This is a genomic window from Clostridium sp. DJ247, assembly GCF_014231265.1.
The window spans coordinates 1-4,433 of sequence record NZ_JABAIW010000110.1 but is presented as its reverse complement, the minus strand read 5'-3'; the positions used below and the strand labels follow the sequence as shown (position 1 = coordinate 4,433).

General features: G+C 32.4%; 2 protein-coding genes. Both read right to left on the bottom strand.

What is annotated here, in order from left to right:
- The coding region (locus HGI79_RS22070; RefSeq protein ID WP_185652824.1) for an ATP-dependent 6-phosphofructokinase at positions 1 to 535 on the bottom strand (535 nt) is incomplete at its 3' end.
- A 262-nt stretch (positions 536 to 797) separates the two neighbouring features.
- Positions 798 to 4,274, bottom strand: a complete 3,477-nt coding sequence (locus HGI79_RS22065; RefSeq protein ID WP_185652825.1) for a DNA polymerase III subunit alpha — start codon at positions 4,272 to 4,274, stop codon at positions 798 to 800.
- Positions 4,275 to 4,433: the final 159 nt, after the last annotated feature.

The window sequence follows — 4,433 nt, the reverse complement described above, 5'->3', positions numbered from 1 at the left end:
ACAATGCTATGTCACCACAGTTTCTTCCCATTACTTCAACAATACTTACTCTTTCATGTGATGTTGAAGTATCTCTTAGTTTATTTATAGCATCTAAAACAGTATTCAAAGCAGTATCAAAACCTATAGTATAATCAGTATAAGGTAAATCGTTATCTATAGTTCCTGGCAATCCTATAGTAGCTATTCCTAATTTTGATAACAATTGAGCTCCTTGAAAAGAACCATCTCCCCCTACTACTACAAGTCCATCTATTCCAAAGGTTCTTAGTATGTTTGCTCCTCTTTTTCTACCTTCTTCTGTCCTAAACTCTTCACATCGAGCAGTTCTTAATACTGTACCGCCTCTTTGTATTATGTCTGCAACACTCTGTCTATCCATTGGGAATATTTCCCCATTTATTAGTCCACTATATCCTCTTTGAATCCCCATAACTTTAAAGCCTTTATCTAATCCGGCTCTAACAACTGCTCTTATGGCAGCATTCATGCCTGGAGCATCTCCCCCACTTGTAAGTACTGCTATTGTTTTCATGTTTATACCTCCTACGACCACCGGGGCCATTTTTTGTCCCACTAGTGATATATAATTTCCCCATATTTTTATAAACTTTCATTGGTTTTATTATACCACATATTTTGTTACTTTTCATCATACTCTCTTGTTAATTTTAATAAAAGTCTTCAAAATATACAATAATTTATATTAATCTAAGCTATAATTTCGTAAAATTTAGAGAGGATATAAAAATCCTCTCTAATATTTTGTTTATTCTACACAAAAATATACTGTGAGCTTATATTATTTTTACATTTTCTTCTCCAAATCTTTTTCTTAGAATAGACATAAGTTCTGTATTTCCGGTAATCCAAAAATCTCTGTCAACTCTGAACTTCTTTCGCTCTTTTCTAGTACATAAATAAACTGGTATATTACCTTTGTAATCACTAAATAATGGTTTAACCTCTAGAAGTATATTTTTTAACACTCTTTCGTCCTCTATGAGAATGTACAACTTTTCAGAGTTTATTTTTACTAAGGGTTCTATAGATTCGCATATTATTTTTGGCTGTTCCTCTTCTCTTATAGTTACTCTACCTTTAACTACTATCATACTATCTTCGTTAACTAGACTTTTAAACCTCTGTAATACCTTGGGAAATACTATTATTTCTATAGATCCATACATATCTTCAATTCTAGCAAAGGCCATCATATCATTATTCTTAGTAACTTTTTTTGTTACCTCTGCTATTATACCTCCAATTATTACAACATCTCCATCCTTCACGGTAGATTCTTTAAGTGTTCCCTCTTCCAAAGATTCATTTACTATTATGTCTGTTATGTTTACACTGGCTTGCATCTTTAGCGTTTGTTCATACTCCTCTAACGGATGTCCAGATAAGTATAATCCAGTCATTTCTTTTTCCATAACCAACATATACCTCTTATCAAATTCCTGTATGTTAGGATACTGAATTTTTATACTTACATCATCAAAACTATTAAAAAGACTAAGCTGTCCATCTATATTTTTCTTTCTGGAATTGTTAACACTGTCTAATATTCTTTCATGAACAGCAAGCATCCTTGAACGATACACTTTAAAACAATCGAAAGCCCCTGCTTTTATAAGACTTTCTACAATTCTCTTGTTAACACAGGCTGTATCTATCTTATTACAGAAATCTGATAAATCTATAAACTTTCCTTTTTCTTCTCTTGATTTTACTATACTATCAATTATATTCTCACCAACATTTTTTACAGCAGAAAGCCCAAACCGTATCTTATTTCCTTGTACAGTAAATTTAGCATAACTTTCATTTATATCTGGTGTTAGTATTTGAATATTCTTTTCTTCTGCAAACCTTATATAATAAGCAACCTTTTCACTATCTCCCTTTACACTATTTAGCATTGCAGCAATAAATTCTGTAGGGTGATAGTACATTAAATATGCAGTTTGAAAGGCAACTACAGCGTAAGCAGCTGCATGGGACTTATTAAATGCATAGGAAGCAAAGTCCATCATAGAGTCGAATATTTTATTTGCTATATCCTCAGATATATTATTTCTTAAACACCCTGGAACAACAACATTGTTGTTTTCATCTACTATACCGTAGATAAAATTACGTCTTTCCTCTTCCATAACATGATGTTTTTTCTTAGACATAGCACGTCTTACTAAGTCACTTCTTCCCATAGAGTATCCTGCTAAATCTCTAACAATTTGCATTACCTGTTCTTGATAGACCATACATCCATAGGTAACAGATAATATATGCTCTAATTCTGGAGTTACATACTCTACTGATTCAGGATTATTTTTATTTCTTATATATTTTGGTATTTCTGCCATAGGTCCTGGTCTATATAGACTTATACCTGCAATTATGTCTTCTAGTGAATCTGGCTTTAATTCTTTCATAAAAGACGTCATTCCTGGAGATTCTAGTTGGAACACTCCCACAGTTTTTCCTTCTCCAATCATCTTATAAACATTTTTATCATCATAATCAATGGTATCTAAGTCTATTTTTATACCTTTATTATATCTTATCATACTTACCGCATCTCTAAGTACCGTAAGAGTTCTTAAACCTAAGAAATCCATTTTTAAAAGTCCTAGTTCTTCTAGAGTGCCCATAGTGAATTGAGTTACAATATTTTCTTCATTTTTTTGCAGTGGTACATAATTAACTAGAGGCTGAGATGCTATAACTACTCCAGCAGCATGTGTAGAAGTATGTCTTGGTAATCCTTCTAATGCTTTAGCAATATCTATGAGATCCTTAGTTCTGGATTCATTTTCGTAGGCCTCCTTAAGCTCAGGACTTAAATTTAAAGCTTTATCTATGGTTATGCTTAATACTGTAGGAATCATCTTAGCAATTCGATCTACTTCAGAATAAGCATAATCCATAGCTCTGCCCACATCTCTTATACAAGCTCTAGCTGCCATTGTACCAAAGGTCACAATCTGGGATACGTTATCTATTCCATATTTTTTTACTACATAGTCTATTACTTCTCCACGTCTCTCATAACAAAAATCACTATCTATATCAGGCATAGAAATTCTCTCTGGATTTAGAAATCTTTCAAATATAAGATTATACTTGATAGGATCTATTTTCGTTATACCAAGAGTGTATGCCACTATTGAACCTGCACCAGATCCTCTTCCAGGGCCTGTCATTATATCATTTTCTCTTGCAAACCTTATAAAATCCCACACAATAAGAAAATAGTCAACATAGCCCATCTGATCTATTATTTTTAGCTCATATTCTAGTCTCTGTTTAAGTTCATCTGTTATATTTATATATCTTTCCTCAAGTCCTTTATAGCATAATTCTTTAATATATTCATAGGGTTCTACCCCTTCTGGCAGCGGAAATTTAGGTAACTTAGATTTATGAAATTCGTAATCAAAGCTGCATTGTTCTGCAATTACAACTGTGTTTTCTAGAGCCTCTGGTACATGTGAAAACAGTTCATACATTTCATCTGGAGATTTTAAATAAAACTCATCAGAAGGATATCTCATTCTATCTTCTTCATCTACTGTTTTAGCTGTTTGTATACATAACAGTACATCATGAGACTTATAATCCTCCTTTTTTATATAGTGAACATCATTTGTAGCCACTAAAGGTATATCTAACTCTTTAGACATATTTATAAGTTCTCTGTTAACTTTTAATTGTTCTTCTATACCATGATACTGCAACTCTAAGTAAAAACCGTCTTTAAATATATCTTTATAAAAAAGTGCCGTTTCCTTAGCCTTTTTTAAATTATCTTTAGATATATAGGATTGAATCTCTCCTCCTAAACAAGCACTTAATGCTATTAAGCCTTCGCTATGTTTCTTCAAGAAATCATGGTCTACTCTAGGTTTATAATAAAACCCTTCTATTGATGCAGTAGAAACTATCTTCATTAAATTGTTATACCCAGTTTCATTTTTAACTAATAGTACAAGATGATAATTTTCGTTTTCTTTATCATTTTGCTTTATATGCATAGACTTAGGTGCTACATATATTTCACATCCTATTATAGGTTTAACACCTTGTGCCTTAGCTTCTGTATAGAATTCAACACAGCCATACATTACCCCATGATCCGTTATAGCTATACTTTCCATCCCCAATTCCTTAGCTCTAGCTACAAGTTCATGGATCTTTGCAGAACAATCTAGAAGTGAATACTCTGTATGTTGATGAAGACTAACCCACCTGCGCTTCTCTTCTCCCATAAAATCACCTTCTCTTGTATAAACATCTATATATAAGTTTTCACTATAGATAAACACGCCCGAAATTTAACTTATACTCCGAGACATATTACCATGTTTCGTCACGTTAAATATTTTTAATTAGTCTAAAGCTCAAATTTAAGCAGAGAGCCAAAATCT